Annotated in this window: 19 protein-coding genes and 1 pseudogene; 6 read left to right on the forward strand and 14 right to left on the reverse strand. The window is 56.1% G+C overall.

The window, feature by feature from the left end:
• Nucleotides 1-420: an ATP synthase F1 subunit epsilon gene (gene atpC, locus CGLAMM_RS10745; protein WP_394819271.1), complete on the forward strand. Its 420-nt coding sequence runs from the start codon at nucleotides 1-3 to the stop codon at nucleotides 418-420.
• A 129-nt stretch (nucleotides 421-549) separates the two neighbouring features.
• On the opposite strand, the gene CGLAMM_RS10750 is transcribed toward atpC, so the two are convergent.
• Together CGLAMM_RS10750 and queF are read right to left on the reverse strand one after the other, a co-directional pair.
• On the reverse strand, nucleotides 550-1,779 hold the full coding sequence (locus CGLAMM_RS10750) for a glycosyltransferase family 32 protein (protein WP_394819272.1): 1,230 nt from the start codon (nucleotides 1,777-1,779) through the stop codon (nucleotides 550-552).
• 268 nt (nucleotides 1,780-2,047) lie between these two features.
• Nucleotides 2,048-2,518, reverse strand: a complete 471-nt coding sequence (gene queF, locus CGLAMM_RS10755) for a preQ(1) synthase (RefSeq protein WP_394819273.1) — start codon at nucleotides 2,516-2,518, stop codon at nucleotides 2,048-2,050.
• 33 nt (nucleotides 2,519-2,551) lie between these two features.
• Between queF and rnd the strand changes: the two genes are divergently transcribed.
• Together rnd and CGLAMM_RS10765 are read left to right on the forward strand one after the other, a co-directional pair.
• Nucleotides 2,552-3,790 (forward strand): ribonuclease D, encoded by a 1,239-nt coding sequence (gene rnd, locus CGLAMM_RS10760; RefSeq protein ID WP_394819274.1) that lies wholly within the window; start codon nucleotides 2,552-2,554, stop codon nucleotides 3,788-3,790.
• A 77-nt stretch (nucleotides 3,791-3,867) separates the two neighbouring features.
• A complete protein-coding gene (locus tag CGLAMM_RS10765; protein WP_394819718.1) occupies nucleotides 3,868-4,590 on the forward strand; it encodes a GcrA family cell cycle regulator in 723 nt (240 codons plus the stop codon).
• A gap of 106 nt (nucleotides 4,591-4,696) precedes the next feature.
• On the opposite strand, the gene CGLAMM_RS10770 is transcribed toward CGLAMM_RS10765, so the two are convergent.
• Nucleotides 4,697-5,179 (reverse strand): bactofilin family protein, encoded by a 483-nt coding sequence (locus CGLAMM_RS10770; protein ID WP_394819719.1) that lies wholly within the window; start codon nucleotides 5,177-5,179, stop codon nucleotides 4,697-4,699.
• A gap of 472 nt (nucleotides 5,180-5,651) precedes the next feature.
• On the opposite strand from CGLAMM_RS10770, the gene CGLAMM_RS10775 reads away from it, so the two are divergent.
• Nucleotides 5,652-6,626, forward strand: a complete 975-nt coding sequence (locus tag CGLAMM_RS10775) for an adenosine kinase (protein WP_394819275.1) — start codon at nucleotides 5,652-5,654, stop codon at nucleotides 6,624-6,626.
• Between the two features lie 111 nt (nucleotides 6,627-6,737).
• Here CGLAMM_RS10775 and CGLAMM_RS10780 read toward each other — a convergent pair whose 3' ends face one another.
• Nucleotides 6,738-6,893 (reverse strand): hypothetical protein, encoded by a 156-nt coding sequence (locus CGLAMM_RS10780; protein ID WP_394819276.1) that lies wholly within the window; start codon nucleotides 6,891-6,893, stop codon nucleotides 6,738-6,740.
• A gap of 27 nt (nucleotides 6,894-6,920) precedes the next feature.
• Between CGLAMM_RS10780 and typA the strand changes: the two genes are divergently transcribed.
• Nucleotides 6,921-8,744, forward strand: a complete 1,824-nt coding sequence (typA, locus tag CGLAMM_RS10785; RefSeq protein WP_394819277.1) for a translational GTPase TypA — start codon at nucleotides 6,921-6,923, stop codon at nucleotides 8,742-8,744.
• A gap of 284 nt (nucleotides 8,745-9,028) precedes the next feature.
• Complete coding sequence (locus CGLAMM_RS10790) at nucleotides 9,029-9,331, forward strand: hypothetical protein (RefSeq protein WP_394819278.1); 303 nt, start codon at nucleotides 9,029-9,031, stop codon at nucleotides 9,329-9,331.
• A 332-nt stretch (nucleotides 9,332-9,663) separates the two neighbouring features.
• On the opposite strand, the gene CGLAMM_RS10795 is transcribed toward CGLAMM_RS10790, so the two are convergent.
• The 10 genes and pseudogenes from CGLAMM_RS10795 to CGLAMM_RS10840 form a co-directional block, all read right to left on the reverse strand.
• Nucleotides 9,664-10,074, reverse strand: a complete 411-nt coding sequence (locus CGLAMM_RS10795) for a hypothetical protein (RefSeq protein WP_394819279.1) — start codon at nucleotides 10,072-10,074, stop codon at nucleotides 9,664-9,666.
• Between the two features lie 12 nt (nucleotides 10,075-10,086).
• Entirely contained in the window at nucleotides 10,087-10,491 is a 405-nt protein-coding gene (locus CGLAMM_RS10800; RefSeq protein WP_394819280.1) for a hypothetical protein, read from the reverse strand.
• A 50-nt stretch (nucleotides 10,492-10,541) separates the two neighbouring features.
• On the reverse strand, nucleotides 10,542-10,880 hold the full coding sequence (locus tag CGLAMM_RS10805; protein ID WP_394819720.1) for a Tox-REase-5 domain-containing protein: 339 nt from the start codon (nucleotides 10,878-10,880) through the stop codon (nucleotides 10,542-10,544).
• 104 nt (nucleotides 10,881-10,984) lie between these two features.
• Nucleotides 10,985-11,767 carry a hypothetical protein gene (locus CGLAMM_RS10810; protein WP_394819281.1) on the reverse strand — a complete coding sequence of 261 codons (783 nt, stop codon included), beginning with the start codon at nucleotides 11,765-11,767 and terminating at the stop codon, nucleotides 10,985-10,987.
• A 113-nt stretch (nucleotides 11,768-11,880) separates the two neighbouring features.
• Nucleotides 11,881-12,336, reverse strand: a complete 456-nt coding sequence (locus CGLAMM_RS10815; protein ID WP_394819721.1) for a Tox-REase-5 domain-containing protein — start codon at nucleotides 12,334-12,336, stop codon at nucleotides 11,881-11,883.
• A gap of 13 nt (nucleotides 12,337-12,349) precedes the next feature.
• Nucleotides 12,350-13,231, reverse strand: coding sequence for a hypothetical protein (locus tag CGLAMM_RS10820; protein WP_394819282.1), 882 nt, complete (start codon nucleotides 13,229-13,231; stop codon nucleotides 12,350-12,352).
• Nucleotides 13,228-16,395, reverse strand: coding sequence for a Tox-REase-5 domain-containing protein (locus CGLAMM_RS10825; RefSeq protein WP_394819283.1), 3,168 nt, complete (start codon nucleotides 16,393-16,395; stop codon nucleotides 13,228-13,230). The genes CGLAMM_RS10820 and CGLAMM_RS10825 overlap by 4 nt, the downstream gene beginning before the upstream one ends.
• A 391-nt stretch (nucleotides 16,396-16,786) precedes the next feature.
• The gene (locus CGLAMM_RS10830) at nucleotides 16,787-18,046 is read right to left on the reverse strand and encodes a D-amino acid dehydrogenase (RefSeq protein WP_394819284.1); all 1,260 of its coding nucleotides are present in this window, start codon (nucleotides 18,044-18,046) and stop codon (nucleotides 16,787-16,789) included.
• The gene (gene alr, locus CGLAMM_RS10835) at nucleotides 18,043-19,230 is read right to left on the reverse strand and encodes an alanine racemase (protein WP_394819285.1); all 1,188 of its coding nucleotides are present in this window, start codon (nucleotides 19,228-19,230) and stop codon (nucleotides 18,043-18,045) included. Before alr ends, CGLAMM_RS10830 begins: the two co-directional genes overlap by 4 nt.
• A gap of 72 nt (nucleotides 19,231-19,302) precedes the next feature.
• Nucleotides 19,303-20,323, reverse strand: a pseudogene (locus CGLAMM_RS10840) (NAD(P)/FAD-dependent oxidoreductase).
• Nucleotides 20,324-20,764 lie beyond the last annotated feature (441 nt).

The following is a 20,764-nucleotide window of genomic DNA, read 5'->3' on the forward strand; positions in this document are numbered from 1 at the left end:
ATGCCTGTCCTGCTTGAAATCATCAGTCCTGAAAAAATCCTGTTCAGCGCCAACGTGGATATGTCGGTCATCCCTGGTGAGGAGGGCGATATCGCCGCCATGCCGGAGCGTGCCCCTTTGATGATTTCATTACGGGGCGGCGTATTGTCCTATTATCAAGGTGAGAAGGTGGCCGGCACCTTCTTTATCGCGGGCGGTTTTGCGGATATGAATGCCGAAAAATGCACGGTCCTGGCTGATGATGCCTATCCCGTCAGCGACATTTCAACCCGTGACGCCTACACGGCACTAGAGGGGCTGGAAGCCGCGCTTGCCAATGTGACGGCTGAAAATGTCGTGGAGCAGGATCGCATCGCACGCCGTATCCAGATCGTCCGCGCTGAGATTGAGGCGGCGGAAGAAAAATCCCCGACCCATTGACCGTTTCAAGGCGCAGCTCTCACGCGCCTTTAGTTCTGATCCCTCAAAACCAGCCTGGCCCCATCCCCCGCGCGCCTCACCGCGCCGGGATATGGATTTTGCCTCACCCTTTCAACCCGTCACGCGCGATCAGATCGCGCGCCAGTTCGGTGTCTGGAGTTTGTAAGGGGTGTGAAATTCTTCGATCAGCTCATTGAATTTGGCCTGATCATGAATTTCTATGGATTGTTTAGGACGGTTACCGTTCAGGCTTCGATAGGCAATCCGGTTGATTGCACGCGCATAAACGCCAGGCCCGGTTTTATAGGCGATAAACAGCCCTGAATGAAGGTAACAATTTCTGTAAATAGAGAGGAGCGCGTCGGAGAGGACCTCATTATTCGGGCAGGTTCCGAAGAAGTCATTATGGACGACATGACCTCTCGTCAGCAGGAACGTCGCGCTTTTTGTCCGCGTCGCCATAAAATCAAGCGTTGCCTGTTTGCCTAACTTCAGGTCAGCATCGAGCCACCACCCGCCAAGCGCCTGTAACAAATGCAGTCGCAGGAAATCAGCGGCTTCGGCGGGATGGCGGGCATTGATGAAAATATCACGCGCTTCAATGCCGTAATTATCGTAAAGCCATTCGGTCGCCTCGGCGAAGTCCATGATACGGACTTCAAACCCATTCAACTTGCGATGATATTCAAAATTCTCCGCAATTTCCGGCGGCGGGTTTTTATCCCAGTACATGAAGATCCGGCGCGGGATACGCGTTGCGGGCGAATTTACATCCAATCTGACATCGAAAAGGCTCGGGCTTGCGCGCAGAGCGAATTCCAACCAAAGCGTGTCCGCCTCTTCGCCGGTGTGAAATTCTTCGAAAGCATTGCCGATGGTTTTGAGCGCCTCCATCGCCGTTGCGCCGTGCCACCCTTTTTGAACGCCCTCGATATATTGGGCATAAGGAATACTGAGGCCGCGCATTTCCTGAAGCTCTTCAGGCGGCACGGATTGGCCCGACTTCAACAGCGTCAGCAGGCGGACCTGGAGAAGGGCCTGCGCACTCGGAAATTGCGTCGGTGATTTTGAGTGCAAATCATAGGCGCGCCGATAGATGATGGAAGCTTCCGCGACATTGCCATTCATATGCAGGATATTGGCGAGATGGAAGCAATGGTCCGTCGTCTCGGCCCCATGCTCCTGCAAATAGGCTTTGGCCTGCGGGTCAAATTCAAGGGGCAGGGAAAAAGCCTGCGGCGCCCCCGAGGGGACCAGAATGGCGACATTCCCGCCAGGGCCTTCTACTCCCTGTATATCAGGCGCGTTGCATGGGTCTGCCGGAAGCGCCCGATCGGGCCCGTCTGACTGCTCGCTCATTCTAAAATTCACCCTCTCGAAACAGGTCCCTTAAATGGCCTGAGAATCATGAACATATAATTTTTGAAAAATTGCGCTGCATCCGCCCAAAGCAGAATTTTCACAAAGCTGCCCAAATCTAAACGCAGGGTTAAATTATGCCATAGTCTAACGTCTGCAAATCTAAAAATTTTTTTTCCCAAGCTGAAATGACGGGCAGAATCTCGATTTCTTGATCAAATCATCGTTACTTCAAGCGGTCTGACGCAAGTGAACACAACGAGTCGGTTCAGCCGCGACCGCGATAGGGTTTAACGTCCTGCGGGGGAAGCCACACATGGGAAGGTGCCGCACCGGTCTGCCAGAAAACATCGATGGGAATACCGCCGCGTGGATACCAGTAAGCGCCGATGCGCAGCCATTTCGGCTTTAATCTTTCGACGAGGCGTTGCGCAATCGTCAGAGAGCAATCTTCATGAAAAGCTCCGTGATTACGAAAGCTTTGCAGGAACAGCTTGAGCGACTTGCTTTCAACAATCAGCGCGTCCGGAATATAGTCAATCACAATATGCGCGAAGTCAGGCTGGCCGGTAATGGGGCACAATGATGTAAACTCAGGCGCGGTGAAACGAATAACATAATCCTGACCGCGATGCGGCGCGTCGACCGCCTCAAGATGCGCCTCATCCGGGCTCTGCGGTGTGGGCGTTTTCTGCCCGAGTTGCGTCAGCCTGTCAGGCCCGTTATCACGTTGAGTCACAAAATTTTTCCTCTCGACCCGAAGGAGCATCGTTTGCAAAGAAAGCGCCCGGCCTCCAAGCCGCGTTATCCGGCACCCGAACTGATCACCACACATGCGGCGTTGGAAAAACTCTGCATGCGCCTTGCAAACGAGTCTTTCGTCACAATTGACACCGAATTTATGCGGGAAAAGACTTATTGGCCAGAATTATGTCTTGTGCAACTCGCCGGTACGGCCGATGTCGCCCTGATTGACGTCTGTGCCGAGGGGATGGATCTGGCACCGCTCGCCGCACTCCTCCAGGCGAAAGATTGCGTCAAGGTGTTTCATGCCGCCCGGCAGGATCTGGAAATTTTTCTACATCTGTTCGGCGTTTTGCCGACGCCGATTTACGACACGCAGGTCGCCGCAATGGTGGCCGGATACGGGGATCAGGTCGGTTACGACTCTTTGGTGCAGGCCCTGACGGGGCGCAGCATTGATAAGGCGCATCGATTCAGTGACTGGTCCCTCCGCCCTCTGACGCCCGCGCAGCGGGATTACGCAGCCGCGGATGTTACCTATCTGCGCGAGGTCTATGAAGCGTTGCGGGATGAACTTGCCGCAGCCGGACGACAGGATTGGGCGCAGGCTGAACTCGCTGTGCTGCAGGACCCCGCGACTTTTCAGCCTGACCCGGAAAAACAATGGGAGCGTCTCAAGCCCCGTACCCATAATCGGCGTATGCTGGGCCTTTTGCGGGAAGTCGCGGCCTGGCGGGAGCGTGAGGCGCAAAAGCTGAATATCCCACGCCAACGCGTCATCCGGGACGAAAGTCTGCTTGAAATCGCCGCGACACGCCCTGCCGATGCGCAGGCTCTGGAGCGTGTCCGCGGCGTGACACGCGGATTTGTGCAGAGTAAATCCGGTGAAGGGCTTCTCACCGCGATAAATGCGGGGTGCGCGTTGCCGGATGAGGCTTTGCCGCGCCTTCCTAAACGCCCGGACAGCGCGCGGCCTTCCGCCGGTGTCGTTGCTTTACTGCGGCTTTTATTGACCATTCAATGTGAGTCGCACCGTGTCTCGCCGCGTCTGGTTGCGAATAATGACGATATTGACCGCATCGCCCTGGGCGCGCGTGATGTCAAAGCGCTGTCGGGGTGGCGACATGCGGTGTTCGGGGCGGCGGCCCTTGCATTTCTCTCCGGCAGGCGGGCGATTTATATTGACGGGCAAAAAATCGCCTTCACGGAGCGAGGAGACCCCGCGTCACCTGAACCTCAGGACGGTCAACCGAAAAGCGCCACTTGACATCGCGGCAGGAAGTCTCATTTTGCGTAATCTCAACGAGATTTGGGTATAAACCGACGGTTGATGTCGGAGGAGTTCTGGTCGTGGAATGGACGAATGAAACAATTGCGCGCCTGCAGGAGCTATGGCAGCAGGGGCTTTCCACCGCTGAAATCGGGCGTCAACTGAATATCACCAAAAACGCGGTTGTCGGGAAAGCGCATCGTCTGGGCCTGCCACCCCGTCCTTCGCCGATTCGTTCAGGGGGGCGCCCGGCCAAATCTGCCACCGCGACCAGGGAAAAACCCGCGAGGTCCGCCACAAAGGCGTCGCAGCCGAAAAAGGTGAGCGCGTCGGCCGAGACGCCTGCTTCCGGCAAAAAATCGGTGAAAGCATCGTCCCCAACGCCGAAATCCGCATCGGCTGCGCCTGCGGCTTCGAAACAATCCGCACCCGTGAGCACAAAACCCGTCCCATCTGCGCCGGATGTGACGGGTTCCGCGCGGAGCGTCAAGACAGCACCGGCAAAAGCACCGTCCACGCCCCCCGTCAACGCGAAGGCCCCCGTCGCCACACCGCCTAAAGTGAGTGCGGCGGAGAAGGCTCTGACGGAAAAGGAGCTCCGACCGCTTCTTAAACCCCTCAATGTCGATAGTGGCATCAAGCGCGGGCCATCCTGCTGCTGGCCCTTCGGTGATCCGGGAACACCGGAATTCCGGTTCTGCGGTGCAAAGCCGGTCCCCGGCAAACCTTACTGCGCGGAACATTGCGCGGTCGCGTACGTCAAATTACGCGACAGGCGGGACCATTCCGGCAATTAGGCGGCACGCCGCGCGGGGGATGATGTCCCGACGGCGAGATCGCGACATAAAAAAGGGCAGGGCGCCAGGGGGTAGCGCGACCTGCCCTTTCTGTTTTGCGGGTCGGTCAGACGGCGGGTGATTTCTCACGATCCGTAACGGTAAACTTGGCTTTCTCCGCGCCGGGGCCGGCACTGTCAAGGATCATCTCCAGATGACCGGAGATCTGACCGCCTTCTTCAACCTGAAGACGCTTGCAGCGGGTTTTGCCGATCAGTCGACCGGTGGCGCGGACGGTCAGATTGCCCTTCACGGTCAGGGTGCCGTCAATTTCACCGGCCAGTTCCGCGTCTTCAACCTCGACTTCACCACGGAGGACGCCGCCCTGCGCGACGTAAAGCTCCTTCGCCTGAAGCATATTGGCTTCAACCGTGCCTTCAACGACGAGTCTCTCCGCATCCTGCACAGTGCCCTGCACCGAAATGCCGCGACCAACAACGAGGGTGCGTCGCTCCGCCTTGTCACCTGACTGCTGCACGCCAAGCGTGCCGGGAATGGGGCGGGTCGTCGCGTTTTGACCAGTGGGGGCGGCAAATGGGCTGCGGGACATGGATGAGGCTTCCTTCATAAGGGGTGGGGTAAAGGTGGATGGCTTATTCACAGGCGCGACACGGTCCTGCGGTGGGGGGGTGGGCGCCTTGATTTCGGCAGCTCCGGTTTCCTTTTCGGGGGTCTCCTGTTTGTCCGTTGTTTCGGTCTTACGTTTTTTAAACATGCTCACCTCCTCAATATCGCATGTCGGGGTCCAAAAATCTCCACGAGGCGTCGGCAGTTTGACGGTTTAGTTTCGCGGCGCGGGCTACGTATATTGCAGGAGGGCGGCAGCGAACTCCCGAAATCATAATGTTAAAAAGTTGAAGCGGCTATGAGTTTCCTCATAACCACTCAAACTTTATTCATGACGGCGATGAAGGTCGGGTTAAGATCTGCCATTACTGGCATGATCCACAAAAATCTTTATGATGTCGTTACCATAATAAGGGGGGCGTCCCGGCTGCCCCTGTCATGTCATCGGAGTTCTTATGTCAAAAGCCGCCCTCGATCTCCTCTGTATCGGTAATGCCATCGTCGATATTCTTGCCCCTGTTTCTTCCGAGACGCTGTCGCTTATCGGTTCGACGCCGGGGTCCATGAAGCTCGTCGAAGCGGAGGAAGCGGCACATATTGAATCGATCATCTCGCCGACGGAAGTTATGGGCGGTGGCTCCGCGGCAAATACGGCCGTTGTGGCGCATCGTATCGGTGCACGCGTCGGCTATCTGGGGAAGGTCGCCGCCGATCCGGCGGGGCGACAATATATTGCGGAATTACAGGGCCAGGGGATCAGCTTCCCCTCAGCACCCATCGAGGACGCAACCATGCCCACGGCGCGTTGCATTGTCCTCGTCACGCCGGATGGGCAACGGACAATGCATACTTATCTCGGCATCAGCACTTTATTTAATCGTGACGATCTTGACGAGGCATTCATCACTTCTGCATCCATCCTTTATATGGAGGGATATCTTTTCGATAAGGCCGAGGCGCAATCCGCTTTCCGGGAAGCGGCCTCCATGGCGCATAAAGCGGGGCGGAAAGTGGCGTTGACCCTCTCCGACTCTTTCTGCGTCGACCGGCATCGCGCGGCGTTTCTGGAATTGATCCGGCATCACATTGATATTGTCTTCGCCAATGAGGCAGAGATATGCGCGCTTTATCAGACGCAGGATTTTGACGATGCTACCCGACGGATTGCCGATGATGCCATGCTGGCGGTGATCACCCGGTCGGAGCAGGGCGCCGTCATTATTGAAGGTAAAAACGTGACCACCATCCCGACCCACCCTGTGAAACTTGTGGATTCCACCGGCGCGGGCGATGCTTTTGCGGGTGGATTCCTTGCTTTTTACACACGCGGGCGTGATCTGGTCGCCTGTGCGCAGGCAGGTCATGCGGCGGCGGCCGCCGTCATCACCCGCATGGGCGCCCGTCCCGATGCCGCGTTCGCGCTGGCCTGAAACGCGCCTGAAGCGGGAACGCGCTTTCATCCGGGCCGTTAGATGGATGCCCCCAAGCTCGGCCCCGCCTAGCGCGTGAAAATTCCTCGTTTTTGCGGCTTTCATTTGCTTTCAAAGGCAAAATTGTGCAGAAGACAGGCAGATTGTCCTGCCCAATGCGGTTTGCGCCGTGCCCTGTGCCTCGACCCTGAGCGCAAGCTCAAAGCCGAAGCCGGGCACATTGTACTCGCAAGGTGCGGGCGCGCCCTTATCATTTCCGCCTGACATCGGGCCGGAGCATTTTCGGAATCACTTATGGACATTCGCAACATCGCGATCATCGCCCATGTTGACCATGGCAAGACGACACTCGTTGACCAGCTGCTGAAACAATCCGGTTCTTTCCGAGAAAATCAGCACGTTGCCGAGCGGGCTATGGACAGTAACGATCTGGAGCGCGAGCGCGGCATCACCATTCTCGCCAAATGCACGTCTGTCGTCTGGCAGGATACACGCATCAACATTATTGACACGCCGGGCCACGCTGATTTCGGCGGTGAGGTGGAGCGCATTTTGAGCATGGTGGATGGCGCCATCATTCTTGTCGATGCGGCGGAAGGTGCGCTTCCGCAGACGAAATTTGTGCTGGGTAAGGCTTTGGCCCGTGGCCTCCGTCCCATCGTTGTCGTCAATAAAATTGACCGCAGCGATGCGCGTCCCGACGAAGTGCATGAGGAAATCTTCGACCTGTTTGCAGCGCTTGGCGCGGATGAACATCAGTTGGATTTCCCGATGCTTTATGCCTCAGGGCGTCAGGGCTGGGCGGATGACGTCATGGACGGGCCGCGTAAGGATCTTTCACCGCTTTTTGACCTCGTGCTGCGCCATGTCCCGTCCCCGGGCCTCGATAAGGAAGCGCCATTTGGCATGGTCGCGACAATCCTTGAGAGCGATAACTTCCTTGGGCGTATCCTGACAGGACGGATTGAGCAGGGGCGCGCGCGTATGAATATGCCGGTCCGCGTGTTACGTCCGGATGGCAAGGTAATTGAAACAGGTCGTCTGACAAAGCTCCTCTCCTTCCGCGGGTTGGAGCGCGTGCCGGTTGATGAGGCGGAAGCCGGGGACATCATCGCTGTGGCCGGGTTGTCCGAGGCGACCATCCCCGACACGATTGCCGACCCCGCGTTGGAGAGCCCGCTGCCCTCCACACCGGTGGATCCGCCGACCCTCTCCATGACCTTCCGAATTAATGATGGCCCGCTTGGCGGACGTGAGGGTAAAAAAGTCACGTCGCGCCAGATCCGTGACCGTCTCTTCAAGGAGACGGAAGGAAACGTCGCCATTAAAGTGACGGAAAGTCCGGAGAGCGAGGCGTTTGAGGTCGCCGGGCGCGGAGAGCTTCAGCTTGGCGTGCTGATCGAAACAATGCGCCGTGAAGGGTTTGAGCTGACGATCGGCCGTCCACGCGTCCTTTATCGCACCAATGAGGAAACGGGCGAGCGGGAGGAACCTTTCGAGGAGGTTCTGGTGGATGTGGATGAGCCCTATTCCGGCGTTGTTGTTGAGAAGATGTCGCTGCGCAAAGGCGTCATGCAGGATATGCGGCCATCTGGCGGTGGGAAACAACGTCTGACCTTCCTCATCCCCTCGCGGGGGCTGATCGGCTATCATGGTGAGTTCCTGACCGATACGCGTGGCACGGGCATCATGAACCGCCTTTTTGCCGGTTATCGTCCCCATGCGGGCAATATTGAAGGTCGCCGGAATGGCTCCCTGATTTCCGCCGAGGATGGTGCGACAACAGCCTATGCGCTTTTCTCACTTCAGGATCGTGGCAGACTGTTTGTTGAAGCAGGGGAAAAGATTTATCTGGGAATGGTCCTTGGCGAGCATTCCCGTGAGAACGACCTTGAAGTCAATGCTGTCCGGGAAAAGAAGCTGACAAATATCCGCGCGGCTGGCAAGGATGACGCGCTGCTTCTGACGCCGCCGCGCCGCATGAGCCTTGAGCAGGCGATCGCCTATATTGAGGATGATGAGCTCGTGGAAGTCACGCCTTCCGCCATTCGCTTGCGGAAGCGTTATCTTGACCCGCATGAGCGCAAAAGAATGGCGAAGTCAACATCGTCAAATTAAGGTAGTAGTAAGTCTCGAACTGTAAAACCCCCGCTGAAAGGCAGGGGTTTTTCGTTTTTCTGTTAAAGGATTGCTTGATTGCGTCCCTCATAACCCGCGGCTTACAGAGAAAGATGTTCAAATCGTGGCAAAATGGCTGCAAAACAGTGACGTGAGCGAGATTTAATATAATTTTGTAGCTTACGACTTATTTTCTTCCCTGCTAGCGTCACCTCACTCACCGGACTCCGGTGCGTTGTCATGGCCGGTCATGTGACCGGAATCGTTTCAACAAGGAGGTCAACATGACCGTTTTTAATCGACATTTTCTGACCATTATGTCGGCATGCGCCATGATGGGTGCGCCGGCTTTCGCCTTTGCACAAGTCACCACGGATGCACCGGCCCAGCCAGCAGCGAATATGTCGGCAGGCGCGGCATCCGCGGCGCCAGCCTCGGATATCGCGGGTGACCAAGGCGCAAAAAACACGCCATCCTGTGACAAGGACATGGTGAAGCATTGCAAAGCAATGGGCCACAAACATAAGAAATGTGGAAACCATCATCGACACCATATGAAAAAAACGGCGCCGTCAGCCGCCCAGTAAAAGCTGCGAAACGCGATGCATAAGGACGGGGCCGCGCGGGCCCCGTTTTTTTTGTGAATCGTGAGGGCGGGGTCGCGGCGCGATTGCCGGACGGAAATGCCGCGTGCGGCGTTACTTTCTTCCGATCGTGATGATTTATCGTCGAACCCGATGAATTATTATGTGCCGGTGACGCGTTCCTGATAGGCGGGGGGGGGGGGCTGAAAGCTTGGGCGACGTTTGAATGCGCTCAATTTGGCGGAAGAACAGATGGGACGTTTGCGCGGACGGGGGTTAAGGGCCCGGGAGGCGTGCCTGACGCGCCGCGCGATGCCTCAATCTTGCGTTCTCAGTTATTGGAATTCGGGCTCACCCTGCAGAACGCTGGAGCCGTCGCACCCCCATTCGGCGCGGTTGATTCCCTGCTCAAGCGATTTGATGCCTGCATCCAAAAGTTTACATCGAATGGCGTGGAGGCGCGCGACGATTTCGGGGCGTTCGGCATTTGCAATGTCATCAGTGAGGCGGAGCAGGAGCCCTTCGCCAAAGGGCTGCATGTCGGGTTCGTCTTTAAGGACGTCAATGATGGCGGGGTTGCCAAAGTAGGTGATGGGGCCGATGATCGGGCCGCCTTTCATGTAGACATCATACTTGGCCTCCAAATCATTCTCTATACAGGCAAGTGCTAATCTCTCGGTTGTGAAGAGGACGTCCACGCAATAAACGACGGACTCCTTCAAAACCTCGATGACGTGGCCGATCATTCCGGTCGCAACTTAAGGTGCATTGATCTCGCCTGGCTTGAAGTCATAGCATGAAAAGGCGAACTCTCTTAGAGCGCCGATACCTTCAGAATAAGCAGGAGAGCCCATCGATAGTGAACAGCGATCACGAGATTTTTTGATGCCGTATCCGTCGCTACATGAAAGCCTGAAACCGGTCGACGAATAGGAGTCAGGTAGAAGGTCGTTTACGTTAGGGTTGCCGACATTTCGAAAACCATCTTTTCTGTAATCGGAGAGAGCGAGTTTCAACATCTCCTCAAAGTTTGAAAAATCCTTCTCGACCTTCAAATTACCGTGGCGACGTGTCGTGCCATTCACAGAAAATGGCAATTGCCACGGGGTTTCCTCATGAAATCGCTGCAAAAATGCGCGACCCCATTGGATATGCTCTTGCATCGACAAAATTTTGTCGACACCTCTTGAGTGTATCAACAGACAATTAGATCTCATGGCTGAACTCGGATCGTTACATTGTTTTCACCAGCGTTGTAACGCTCTCTGACAAAAGTATGCAAAATTCGTTCTTGCGCGTCGTTGTTCGGCACAATCCACTCGATCGCTCTACCTTTCGCCGCATCGACTTGAGATCGTATCTGAATCATGACAGAATCACGGCTGAACTCCTTATCCGGCAACGGCCAGTTACGATAATATTTCGCATCCTGCAAAACATCGCGCTCGGCGTCATAGCCGTCAAATTTGACGTAAGTCCCGTCCCCTTTCGGCACACTATAGGCGATACCCTGTGGGGTGCCGGTAACGCGTTTCCGATAGGCGGCGAAGATAGATGGCCGCGCGTTACCTCATTGGGTTGTTGTGCTTTACTGGTGAAAGGCGGTTGCGTTGAGGTCGGCCCGCCATTCACGCAAGACCCACTCAGAGGATTGCTTCAATGACCGCCCCTGCGCTCCCAGCGCTCCGGCTCACCCTGCAGAACGCTGGAGCCGTCGCACCCCCATTCGGCGCGGTTAATGCCCTGCTCAAGCGATTTGATGCCTGCATCCTGTAATTTGCGACGAATGGCATGGAGGCGCGCGACGATTTCAGGGCGTTCGGCATTCGCGATTTCGTCAGTGAGTCGAAGGAGAAGCCCATCGCCATAGGGCTGCATGTCGGGTTCGTCTTTAAGGACGTCAATGATGGCGGCTTTTCCAAAATAAGTGATAGGTCCAATGATCGGCCCACCCTCATTCGACAGCGTTTCGCCTGACAGCGATTTACCTGTGCGGCAACTCCGATAGATGACGCTGGTGGCAATCAGGAAGGAAGTGCAGGAAATAAATGATTGCGTGAAGAGGGAGGTGGTGCGATCAATCGCCTTACTCTCGAGCCAGGCCGCATTGACTTCTCGGGCCCCGTAACAATCGCAGGAAAAAGCGAGTCCACGTAAGGCGTTTATGCCTTCTCTATAAGACGGAGAGACGATCGATATAGAGCAGCGTTCTTTCGACTTTTTCCTGCCATAACCATCAATGTAGCTCAGCCGAAATCCTGTATTTGAATATGAGTTCGGCAGGAGCTCATTGACGCCCGGCTTGCCCACATTGCGGAAACCGCCTTTTCTGTAATCAGATTGCGCAAGTTTCGACATTTCCTCAAAATTGGAAAAATCCTCCTCGATCTTCAGATTGCCGTGTCGGGCGGTCGTTCCGCAAACGGAGAAAGGTGACATCCACGGCGTCCCTTCACAGAGGCGCCTTAAGAATGATTGGTTCCAAGCGATGCTTTCCTGAGCCGTCAGGATTTTGTCAACGCCTCCAGCTTGGATAAGAAGTGAATTTTCCATCAGGGCACAACCCTCACACTGAATTTATTGTTGTCCAAATCGAAACGGGCCCCGTCTAGCACTTGGAGGATCCGGTCCGCGGCATCCTGGCTCGGCACAATCCACTCAATCGCTCTACCTTTCGCCGCCTCGACTTGAGATCGCATCTGAGTCATGACAGAATCACGGCTGAACTCCTTATCCGGCAACGGCCAATTACGGTAATATTTCGCATCCTGCAAAACATCGCGCTCGGCGTCATAGCCGTCAAATTTAACGTATGTTCCGTCCCCTTTCGGCACACTATAGGCGATACCCTGCGGGGTGCCGGTGACGCGTTCCTGATAGGCGGTGGGGTCGGAGGCTCGGGCGTCGTGTGGTTTTGCACGATCTGGCTGAAAGAAAGGCGGCCCGCTTGCGCGGACGGGGGTTAAGGGCCCGTAAGCCCTGCCTAACGCGCCGCGTGATGCTTCAATCTTGCGCTCTCAGTTATTGAAACTCGGGCTCACCCTGCAGAACGCTGGAGCCGTCGCACCCCCAATCGGCACGATTAATGCCCTGCTCGAGCGATTTGATTCCCGCATCCTGTAATTTGCGACGAATGGCATGGAGGCGCGCGACGATTTCAGGGCGCTCGGCATTGGCGATGTCATCAGTGAGTCGAAGGAGGAGCCCTTCCCCATAGGGTTGCATGTCGGGTTCGTCCTTGAGGACGTCGATGACGGCGGGATTGCCGAAATAGGTGATGGGGCCGATATTAGGGCCGTATTCATCTGACAACCTCTCACCGACCAACGAAATCCCTTCGCGGCAGCTTTTGTAGATGCGGTCGGTGGTGATCCTGAACGAAAGGCAGAGGACAAATGACTGGGTGAAAAGCGAGATAATGCGTCTTATAACTTCTGGATCAAGCCAGGCCGCGTTAGCTTGGTCAGGCTCAAAGTAATCGCAGGAGAATGGAAGACCACGCAATGCGTTGATACCTTCCGCGTAAGCTGGCGAATTAATTGAAATGGAGCAGCGTTCCTTCGACTTTTTAACGCCGTAACCATCAATGTAGCTCAGATGGAAGCCGGTGTTCGAATATGAATCGGGTAGGAGCTCGTGGACACCCGGCTTACCTACATTACGAAATCCATCTTTTCCATAATCAGATTGCGCAAGTTTCGACATTTCCTCAAAATTCGAAAAGTCTTCCTCAATCTTCAAATTGCCGTGTCGGGCGGTTGTTCCACAAACGGAAAAGGGTGATTTCCATGGCGTCTCATTGCAGAGACGTCTGAGAAATGCCTGACTCCAAGCAATGCTTTCTTGGGCCGATAGAATTTTGTCAACGCCCTTCGCTTGGATATAGAGACTTCTTGAAGTCATTTCTGAACTCTTATTTTGAACTTTACGGTTGATAGGTCAAACTCAGCTCTATCGAATACTTTCAGGATGCGGTCGGCTGCATCTTGACTAGGGACGATCCATTCGATTGCTTTGCCATTCGCTGCCTGCACTTGCGATCTCAACTGTCCCACAGTGGCGTCACGGCTGAACTTCATACCCGGCAACGGCCAGTTACGATAATATTTTGCATCCTGCAAAACATCGCGCTCTGAGTCATAGCCGTCAAATTTAACGTAGGTCCCATCCCCCTTCGGCACACTATAGGCGATACCCTGCGGGGTGCCGGTGACGCGTTCCTGATAGGCGGCGGCTTCCTTACCGAAACTCTCATTTGCTTTCTCATAAGTCCCGGGCCCGCCGTCATCTTGGCCAAGCTTCGGGAATTTGTCGAGATTCTTATCGTCATCAGGCGGGCCGCCTCCATTATCCGAAGAGTCGGAACCGCCATTTCCCCCCGGGGGCGCCGCCACAGGGTCGTCCGGGAGGGCGTTCGCCATGATGAGGAGGGTCTGGAGTTCGTCCTCCGTCGCGCCCGTGAGTTCCTTAAGATAAGGGAGGCGATCGGCAATCGGGAGGGAGGAGATATGCGCGACAAGATCGTCATCATCAGTCTGGAAATAGGCGTCGAGATATTTCCGTAACGTCACAACGGAAGGTGACGGGTAATAAACGGGCGTGCCGTCCTGGGTCGGCTCCTTCAGGATGATTTTCGGCTGATGAGACGTATTGCTGGATATCGTATTCGAGATCAGCTCCACGCCCTGACGCACGATGATTGCGGCGAGATATTTAGCGATCGGGCCTGGAATCCATCTTGCTAAGGCAGCCGCAGTGATGTTTTCGAAAATAACTTCTTTGTTTGCTGCAGCATATTGTAGCGTTTTGACAAATACCTCGCGTCCGACCGTGATCGTATCGCGATACGTGTCACCAAGGCTTGCGACAGCGTCATCATAGAGTTTGGACAGACGACTCGCTGTCTCGGGGGAATAAGCGAGTTTGATCCTGACGTTATCGAGGCCCCACCCGCCTCCCAGGTCATACCGCGCTTGTTCAAGCTGCGCTTCTGTTGGCGCTGCGCCACTTACCTCCTGACTGATAGAGGTGATGGCGCGCGTTGATTCGGCGTTGCGGGCCTCTATCGTGCGATAATCCTTGAGGGAATAACCATTGCTGATCTGCTCGGCGGCCCAATCAATATCGGCTTGAGATGGGTCATGCGCGTGAATGTTTTTATAGGCGTTCGCATAACCCGCACGTGCGGCAGGGCTGTTTGCCTCGTCCTTCCAATATTGCTGCCAGGATGCGCCATCGGCAATTTTCTGTGCGATGGCGTCAATTTCGGCAGATGAGGCGCCGTACATGTATATTTGCTGGTAAGATCGTTGGATGTTTGCAAGCGTGTCAGGACTGCGCGCCTCCTCCAATCGATATTGCTGCCAGGATGTATCCGTACCGATGCGTTTCGCGACATTATCAATGTCGGCGGCCGTCGCGTCGCGCCCGTGAATATCTTTAAAAAGTTTCGCGTAATTATCGCGCGCATAGTCGCCATGCGCTTCATCCCAACGATATTGTTGCAGGGACGTATCCGTGCCCATTCGCTTTGCGGCAAAGTCCAGATCGGAAGGCGCCGGATCACGCCCGTGAATCTCCTTGAAGAGCTTCGCGTAATTATCGCGCGCATAATCGCCATGCGCTTCATCCCAGCGATATTGCTCCAGGGACGTATCGGTGCCGATCCGCTTCGCGGCGAAGTCCAGGTCAGATTGCGCCGGGTCCCGTCCATGGACGCTTTTGAAGACGGCCTTATATTCCCGTCCGAGGGCCTCATTATTATGGGCTTCGTCCCAGCGATACTGCTCCAGGGAAGCGCCATAGCCGATTTTCTGGGCCGCGAAGTCGATATCGACCTGTTGCGCTTCGCGTCCGTGAACGCTTTTGAAGACAGCTTTATATTCCCGTCCGAGAGCCTCGTCATTATGGGCCTCATCCCAGCGATATTGCTGGAGAGACGCGCCATAGCCAATTTTCTGGGCCGCGAAGTCAATATCGACCTGCTGCGCATCGCGTCCATGCACGCTTCTGAAGACAGCCTTATATTCCCGTCCAAGAGCCTCATCATTATGGGCCTCGTCCCAACGATATTGCTGGAGGGACGCGCCATAGCCGATTTTCTGTGATGCGAAATCGACGTCCACCTGGGCCGCGTCACGTCCATGAACATCGCGGAAAACGCCGCGATAAATATTGAGGGCCGTCACAGTGTGCGACTGATCCCAACGATATTGTTCGATCGTCCATCCATTGCCGACCTGCTGGGCGGCCCAGTTCAGATCAACATCTGACGCGTAGCGACCAAAGACGTCGAAGAAAATATTACCGTAAGTGGCCATCGCATTGGGTGAGTGCGCGTCGCTCCAGCGAACCTCTACGGGGGAGGGCAGCCTGACAGGCGGGGGATAATAGCCCGGCATGACGGGATTGATCGGCCCGATGCTGATATTCCATCCGCCATCCCCGCCACCGGTGCTCCATCCTCCGCCCGGCGCCGGTACCCAGATCGGCCCGAGGTCCATACCGTAAGTGGACAGCTTCAAAGGTCGGGATTGCAGGTCAGACGCGTCATCAGATGTGATCAATGTCGGGTTATCGGTGGCGGGTGCGTGTTCCGGCGCGGTGACGGGCTTTGCTGCGGGCTGCATCAAAGCCGTGTCGCTTGTCAGGAAGGTAAGCGTTGATGCAACCGGTATGATAGGCGCGTCAGCACGGCCGACAGTCAATGCGCTGTTCGCTAGAAGGTCCGCAGCGCCCCGACCCGCATTGGTCAAAGATGACAAGATCGTTTGAGCGGCCGTCGGCGGATGCGTCGACGCCAGTTGGGTCGCGGCCAGCAGCGTCTCCCGTCCTGACACGTGTCGTAAATAATCCGCCGTTTGCTGACGTGCCGCGATGACGTCCAGCACCGGCGTGCCGCCATTTGCGGCAGGAAGGGCATCTTGCCGCATTCCAGCGTCAGGCGGACTCACGGGGGCGGACGTCACGCGGAAATCCGTCACTCCCTGCGGGAGGGGCGAAGCCGTCGATGGCTCATCAAAAAGGGGATGCGCGGAATGGGATGGGGGCGGCAGCAAATTATCCATGGGCATCCTGCTTCGTTAAATTGATTGTTAAATTATCTTAATCCCATCATGACCGTTTAAATCAATATAAAAATGGGCCGATTCGGTAAAATGCGGGTGGATGTCTTTTTTTGACAACTATTATCTTAAACAATAATCACATTGATGATATCAATATCCCCGAATGCGTCACATTATTAATTTATATGCGATAACAGCTCACTATTACTTGAGCGAACGATATAAAGTGGCGTTCACGCTTCAGGATGCGTTTTTTTAAGCTTGGCTGATCCCGATTAAAATGGCGCGCGGCGGCCTTTTTTTAGGCGGCGTCGACGCATGACTCACCAGCGCGCAATCGCGCCGCCACGCGCCTTACAGTAAGGGTCATTTCAGGAAGGAGGTTGGTTGATCAGGCGGTGTAACGATCAATCGAAAGATCCAAGGCAGGAATCTCCGTTTTTTTCCCGCTGATACGATGCGCCAGTAGCTGGCCCGCGCCACATGCCATCGTCCACCCCAATGTGCCATGGCCGGCATTGAGCCATAAATTGCGGTAGCGCCCTGCGGGTCCGATGATGGGGGTTCCGTCCGGCGTGCAGGGGCGCAGGCCCGTCCAGTAGGTTGCCTGGCGTAAATCAGCCCCGCCAAAAAGTTCTGAGAAGGATCGCTCAAGTGTCGCCCGGCGATCGGGTGAAAGCTGAGTTCTGTAGCCTGTCAGTTCTGCCGTGCCGCCAATCCGCACGCGTTGATCAAACCGGGTGATCGCGACTTTAAAACTCTCATCATTGACCGTCGCCGTCGGGACACGCGTCGGGTCGGTGATCGGCGCTGTCAGGGAATAACCTTTTACCGGGTAGACTGGCATTTTGATGTTGAGCGGCTTGAGGAAGCGCGGCGCGTAACTTCCCATGGCAAGAACATACGCATCGGCCGTCAGACGCCCCTCAGAAGTGCGCACGCCATAAATCGCGTCAGAGGCCGCGTCGAGTGCGTCAATCTGCACACGGAAGCGAAATTTGACGCCGCGCGCCGCCGCTTTTTCCGCAAGGTGCTTCGTGAATAGAAAAGAGTCGCCGCTTTCATCACCCGGCAGGCGTAACCCGCCCATCAGGCGCGCGCGCGCGCCCTCAAGCCCGGGCTCATGAGCCAGAATTTCCTGCATTGACAAAAACTCATGGGGCACGCCGTTTTCGTCAAGAAGCCGCATATCCTCCTGCGCGTGATCCATCTGCGCCTGCGTGCGGAAGAGCTGGATCAGGCCCTTCTGGCGGCCTTCATATTGAATGCCCGTCTTCTCACGCAGTTTTATGAGACAGTCGCGGCTATATTCCGCGATGCGCAGCATTCGGCCTTTATTGATGTCGTAAGCGTGATGTGTGCAATTGCTCAGAACCTGCATCATGAAACGCAGACCCATCGGCGTCAGAGCGCCCGGGCGGATGACGAGCGGGCTTTCCTTCTGCAGAAGCCAGCGCGCGGCTTTCAAAGGCAGGCCCGGCATGGCCCAGGGTGTCGCGTAACCTGGAGAGATCTGCCCTGCATTGCCATAGGATGTTTCCAGCGCGACGCCGGGTTGACGGTCAATAATGGTGACGTCATGGCCTTCCTCAGCCAGATACCAAGCTGTTGTCACGCCGACCACACCAGCGCCGAGAATGAGAATTTTCATGAACGGTCCTCATGATAAAGGCGGAAATGCCGCGCGCCCAGTGATGTCAGCACTTCATAGCCAATCGTTGAGAGGGAGGCCGCGACGTCATCCAGAGGGCGGTGCGGGCCAATGATTTCGAACAGCGTGTTTTCCGCAAGGCCCGCCGTCGGCAGATCCGTGATGTCAATGGCCATGCTGTCCATCGATATGCGGCCAACACAGGGGAGGGCAATTTGGGGGAAGGCGGGATGCACGACGGAGATCTTTCCGCCAGCACTGCGCAAAAGCCCGTCCGCATAGCCGATGGCGAGCGTCGCAATTCGGCTTTCACGCGCGGCACGGAAAGTACTGCCATATCCTACTTCCGCACCTTTCGGCACGATCCGTGCCTGAATCATCCGGGCATAGAGGGCGATCACCGGCTTCATGGGGTTCGGGCGGCCCGGTGTCGGGTTGCCGCCATAAAGGGCGTAACCGGGGCGCACCACGTCACGATGAAAGTGCTCCCCAAGAAAAATGCCGCTCGAGGCGGCAATGGAGGAGGGACCGGGCGGGAGGCAGGCCAGAATGGCCTTGAACGCTGCCAGTTGGGCGGCATTGTGTGGATCGGATGCGGCATCGGCATTGGCGAGATGGCTCATCGTGAAGGCGACGGAAACACCGCTTAAAAGATCAGGCTCCCGCGCGAGACGCTGCGCCTCCGCAAGCGACATGCCGTAGCGCGACATGCCGGTATCGAATTGCAGCACGCAGGGTGGGGCATCCTGATGTGCGGCGATTACGCTTTTCCAGCGTGTCAGCTGGGCGAGGCTGTTGATGATCGGGCTGATGCGAGCCGCCGCCAGGGCGGCATCATCTTCCGTAAAAGGCCCGTTGAGGAGGTGAATAAAGCTATCGGAACCGCTTTGGCCGCCGGCGCAGTGATCCAGGATCGGACGAAGCTCAAGCGCTTCATCACGTGTCGCGACGAAAAAACGTCGGCATCCAGCCGCGTATAGGGCGGGCACGACCTGTGCAACGCCGAGTCCATATGCGTTGGCCTTGACGGCAGCAGCGACTTCAACCGAGGGGCCGACTTCCCTTGCCAGACGCTGGTAATTCTCACCAATGGCGGAGAGGTTGATTTCCAACAAGCCACCATTATCGGGCGCGGAGAGGGCCGTTATCGGGGCATTTTCTTTTGGCGGGTCCGCGTGCTTCATATCGATACCGTAGCAAAACCAGATTTTTCTGTTAAGTCTTAAAGGTGTCAGCGCCCGCCTGATGTCGCATCATCACCCCGGTTGAGGCACGCCTTTACTGGTCGAATACTCAAAATGCAACGCTGTCTCAGGATAAATAATAGGATAATGGCGTGTGCGGCCATTGCACCTTCACTGAAACCTTGCAGAATCAGTTTGAGCTTGCCCGGATAACTGGCGACGTCACCGATCGCGAAAATCCCCGGTTGGCTTGTCTCCATGGTGACGGGCATGACGGGCAATGTGTTCCGCGTCACAGCGAGGTTCCATCCCAAAATCGGGCCGAGATCTGTCGAGAGGCCGTAAAAAGGTAAAAGATGCGTTGCGTTGAGGCGGCGGGTCTTCCCCTCAAGGTCAATCACTCCACCTCTGCCAGTTTCCCTTCCTCGCCATAGAGCGCATGGAGCTGATAGGGAACGATTTTTTCAACCTTTCCGGAGGCAATGCAGGACTCAACCCGCGCCAGCGTTTCCGGCGCGCCCCGAAACCGGTCGCGACGATGCACGAGATATATCTTCCGGCAGATTTCGGAAAGCTCAATCACCCAGTCCAACGCCGAATCGCCACCGCCTGCGATCACAATATCTTTATCGGTAAAATCAGCTTTGCGGCGCACATAGTAACGCACGGCGCCGCTTTTCTCATAATCGCCAAGCGCGTCCAGAGGTGGGCGGTTTGGGCCGAAAGCACCCGCGCCGGCGGCGATGATGATCGCCTTGGCGTGGATCTGCGCGCCCTTATCCGTGCCAAGGCGGAATGCGCCGCGATAGCCGCTGAGCGTCGTCACCTGATGTCCGAGAAGGCGCGGCACGTCAAAAGGTGCGATCTGCGCCTCAAGGGATTCAATCAACGCACCGCCAGTGATGGCGGGTGCGCGGGGATGTCGTAAATCGGTTTTTCCGGATAGAGCGCCGCACATTGTCCGCCTACCTCATCCAACGCATCAATAAGCAATGTTTTCAGGCGCAACATGCTGCATTCAAACGCCGCGAAGAGGGCTGTCGGCCCGGCTCCGATAATGGCTACGTCCAGTCTCCAAGGGTGTTTGCGGCATGTCTGTCACCTATTATCTATCGTGCCCCGCCGTTGCTTATCAGAAACCGAACGCATCGTCTCGGCTTAAAAGCGTCAGGCATTGAGAGTCCCGTCCTCTCACCATCATGCGGGGTGCGGGTGCGGCTTCGGGGCCATTTCGCGGCACAACGCACGCGCATCATCATCTTATTCATGTTAAGCAGGCAGAATGACAGAACAACCCTTGCGCTACCATGTGGCCAGCTTGAAAGAAACAGAAGCCCTCGCACGGAAAGTTTGCGCAGGTGACGATGCCAGGTGACGTCATCGCGCTTCATGGCGAAATGGGCGTGGGGAAGTCGGTTTTTCGCGCGGGCTTTCATCCGCGCCCGGGCGGGTGACGCGAAACTGGATGTGCCGAGCCCCCACTTTCGCGCTGGTCCAGCTATACAGCCTGCCATCGGGCGATATCGTTCATTAC

Source organism: Sorlinia euscelidii, assembly GCF_036452135.1.
In the GTDB taxonomy this organism is placed as follows: Bacteria; Pseudomonadota; Alphaproteobacteria; order Acetobacterales; family Acetobacteraceae; genus Sorlinia; species Sorlinia euscelidii.

What these genes read in the sequence shown, in the direction of transcription:
- atpC (WP_394819271.1), top strand. Translation starts at nt 1, where the DNA reads ATGCCTGTCCTGCTTGAAATCATCAGTCCTGAAAAAATCCTGTTCAGC.
- CGLAMM_RS10750 (WP_394819272.1), bottom strand. Translation starts at nt 1,779, where the DNA reads ATGAGCGAGCAGTCAGACGGGCCCGATCGGGCGCTTCCGGCAGACCCA.
- CGLAMM_RS10770 (WP_394819719.1), bottom strand. Translation starts at nt 5,179, where the DNA reads ATGTCCCGCAGCCCATTTGCCGCCCCCACTGGTCAAAACGCGACGACC.
- CGLAMM_RS10775 (WP_394819275.1), top strand. Translation starts at nt 5,652, where the DNA reads ATGTCAAAAGCCGCCCTCGATCTCCTCTGTATCGGTAATGCCATCGTC.
- CGLAMM_RS10780 (WP_394819276.1), bottom strand. Translation starts at nt 6,893, where the DNA reads ATGTCAGGCGGAAATGATAAGGGCGCGCCCGCACCTTGCGAGTACAAT.
- typA (WP_394819277.1), top strand. Translation starts at nt 6,921, where the DNA reads ATGGACATTCGCAACATCGCGATCATCGCCCATGTTGACCATGGCAAG.
- CGLAMM_RS10790 (WP_394819278.1), top strand. Translation starts at nt 9,029, where the DNA reads ATGACCGTTTTTAATCGACATTTTCTGACCATTATGTCGGCATGCGCC.
- CGLAMM_RS10795 (WP_394819279.1), bottom strand. Translation starts at nt 10,074, where the DNA reads ATGATCGGCCACGTCATCGAGGTTTTGAAGGAGTCCGTCGTTTATTGC.
- CGLAMM_RS10800 (WP_394819280.1), bottom strand. Translation starts at nt 10,491, where the DNA reads ATGCAAGAGCATATCCAATGGGGTCGCGCATTTTTGCAGCGATTTCAT.
- CGLAMM_RS10810 (WP_394819281.1), bottom strand. Translation starts at nt 11,767, where the DNA reads ATGTCACCTTTCTCCGTTTGCGGAACGACCGCCCGACACGGCAATCTG.
- CGLAMM_RS10820 (WP_394819282.1), bottom strand. Translation starts at nt 13,231, where the DNA reads ATGACTTCAAGAAGTCTCTATATCCAAGCGAAGGGCGTTGACAAAATT.
- CGLAMM_RS10825 (WP_394819283.1), bottom strand. Translation starts at nt 16,395, where the DNA reads ATGGATAATTTGCTGCCGCCCCCATCCCATTCCGCGCATCCCCTTTTT.
- CGLAMM_RS10830 (WP_394819284.1), bottom strand. Translation starts at nt 18,046, where the DNA reads ATGAAAATTCTCATTCTCGGCGCTGGTGTGGTCGGCGTGACAACAGCT.
- alr (WP_394819285.1), bottom strand. Translation starts at nt 19,230, where the DNA reads ATGAAGCACGCGGACCCGCCAAAAGAAAATGCCCCGATAACGGCCCTC.